The sequence below is a fragment of the Nocardiopsis sp. TNDT3 genome (assembly GCF_003427465.1).
GTDB lineage: Bacteria > Actinomycetota > Actinomycetes > Streptosporangiales > Streptosporangiaceae > Nocardiopsis > Nocardiopsis dassonvillei.
In genome coordinates this window covers 1-2,115 of sequence record NZ_QPFC01001105.1, presented here as the reverse complement: position 1 = coordinate 2,115, position 2,115 = coordinate 1, and the positions used below count along the sequence as shown (strand labels likewise).

2 protein-coding genes and 1 tRNA gene are annotated in these 2,115 nt (G+C 71.1%); 1 reads left to right on the top strand and 2 read right to left on the bottom strand.

Translation table 11 applies throughout. The annotated features are described in order from the left end of the window. Positions 1-32: 32 nt before the first annotated feature. Entirely contained in the window at positions 33-911 is an 879-nt protein-coding gene (locus DQW06_RS24425) for a class III extradiol ring-cleavage dioxygenase (protein WP_117199386.1), read from the bottom strand. 122 nt (positions 912-1,033) lie between these two features. Here DQW06_RS24425 and DQW06_RS24420 point away from each other — a divergent pair, with 122 nt between their 5' ends. Further along, entirely contained in the window at positions 1,034-1,504 is a 471-nt protein-coding gene (locus tag DQW06_RS24420; RefSeq protein ID WP_117199385.1) for a MarR family winged helix-turn-helix transcriptional regulator, read from the top strand. 410 nt (positions 1,505-1,914) lie between these two features. Here the strand turns inward: DQW06_RS24420 and DQW06_RS24415 are convergent. Beyond that, positions 1,915-1,987 (bottom strand) — tRNA-Thr (locus tag DQW06_RS24415). Between the last annotated feature and the right edge of the window lie 128 nt (positions 1,988-2,115).

Here is a 2,115-nt window from a genome sequence, read left to right as displayed (position 1 = left end):
GACGGGGGTGAGGGTGGAGCGCGTCGGGGCGCTCAGGTCAGGCGCACCGACCGGGTGGAGTTGCCCATCACCATGCGGTCGATGGCGCTCACGGCACTGCCGGGGTCGTCGGCGGCGCCGACGGCGCACAGCAGCGGGACGAAGTGGTCGGCCGTCGGATGGGCGACCGCGGCGCCGGGTGCCTTGACGCGGTAGTCGACGAGGGCGTCGGCGTCGCCCCGGGAGAGGGCGTCGACGGCCCATGCGTCGAAGGCCGCGGTGGCGGCGACGAGCTCCGGCTGGCGGAAGACGGCGAAACTGTGCGTCATGAAGCCCGAGCCGAGGACGAGGACGCCTTCTTCGCGCAGGGGCCGCAGGCGTGTTCCGAGTTCGAGCAGGGCGCCGGGGTCCAGGCCGGGCATCGACAGCTGCACGACCGGGACGTCGGCGGCGGGGTACATGGCCATGAGCGGGATGAAGGCGCCGTGGTCGAGGCCGCGGTCGGCGAACTCGTGTACCGGTGTCGTGCCCAGCAGGCCCGTGAGCCGCCGGGCCAGGTCGGTGGCGTCCGGGGTCGCGTAGGGCAGGGTCTTGTAGCGGGGGTGGAAGCCGCTGAAGTCGTAGTGGAGCGGGACGCCCGCCGCGGCTCCGGATATCGCGACCGGTGCCTGTTCCCAGTGGGCCGAGACGACGACGATGGCCCGGGGTTTGGGCATCGACTGGGCCCAGTCGAAGAGGTCGCCGAGCCACTGCGGATCGTCGAGGGTGAACGGTGCGCCGTGGCTGACGAAGAGGCTGGGCATGGGCCCGTCGGAGGGGGTCCACACCCGCTGCCCGCGCGCCTGCGGCAGGACCCGGGCGAGGAGGTCGTCGTAGGCCGCGGCCGGTGCGCGCGTCGGCGAGGGGGGACCCAGGCTGCTCTCGGTGGTCATCAGAACCAGCTCCTTCACTTGCCCAAGCAAGTATTTTTACTTGCCTTGGCAAGTGAAAGCTAACCCATAATGAGTTGCCTGGGCAAGTGATTCAAGTTGCCCGGGCAAGTATGATGAAGCCCATGGACACTCAGCCCTGGCTCGACGACGACCAGCAGGACCTGTGGCAGGCGCTGCTCACGGTCGTCATCGCCCTCCCAGCGGCCCTCGATCGCCAGCTACAGCGGGAGGCGGGTATCTCCAACTTCGAGTACGGGGTTCTGGCCCGACTGTCCATGGCCGACGAGGCCACCATGCGGCTCAGCGACCTGGCCCGGCTCTGCGACAGCACCCTGCCCCGCCTGTCGAAGGTGATGGACCGGTTCGAGGCACGTGACTGGGTCGCGCGCCGATCCGACCCCGGCGACGGCCGGTACACCCTCGCCACCCTGACCGGCGCCGGTCGGCAGAAGCTGGTCGAAAGCGCACCGGAACACGTCGCGCAGGTGAAGCGGCTCGTGTTCGATCCGCTCAGCGCCGCCCAGCGCCGCCACCTCGGGACCGCGCTCACCCGCATCGCCGCCACCGTGCGCAGGGAGCTCGAAGGAGGCTGAGCGTCCTCCTCGGGCGGGCCCCCGTCAGCTCCGCGACGCCGTGATGCGGTGCTCGGGGAAGGTACGGCCGCCCATAGCGGGGCGCGAATCTCGGCGGGGGCGGTGCGCGCCAGCGCGCCGGGAGCGGGCCCGTCCGCCGGACGTACGGGGGCGGACGCCAGCCCCTGGAGCATGTCAGCGCTCTTGTCAGAGTCGGTGTCGAAGCGGACACAGACGTCCGTGGGCCGACCGCCGGTCAGCAGGTGATCGGCGGCGAACCGGCGCACGGCGCCGGTGACGACACGAGGGGGGCGCCGTCGCGTCCGTCCTCGGGCGGACCGAGGTCCGCGTGTAGGCGATTGCTCTCGGGGCGGAGCGGCCGCCCCGGCGACGCGACTGACCGGGCGTCTTCCCAGGTCAGACCATGTGAGAGCCAGCGAGGGGACTTGAACCCCTAACCTATCGCTTACAAGGCGATTGCTCTGCCAATTGAGCTACGCTGGCGGGCTGCCGCGACCGTGGTCCCGGCCGCGTCCCTGGGAAATGGTACCGGTTCAGATACCGCCCGGCCTACTCGGATACGCCGGTGCGTACGAATCGCCGCCCCGGCCGCCGCTCCGTCGGCCGACGAC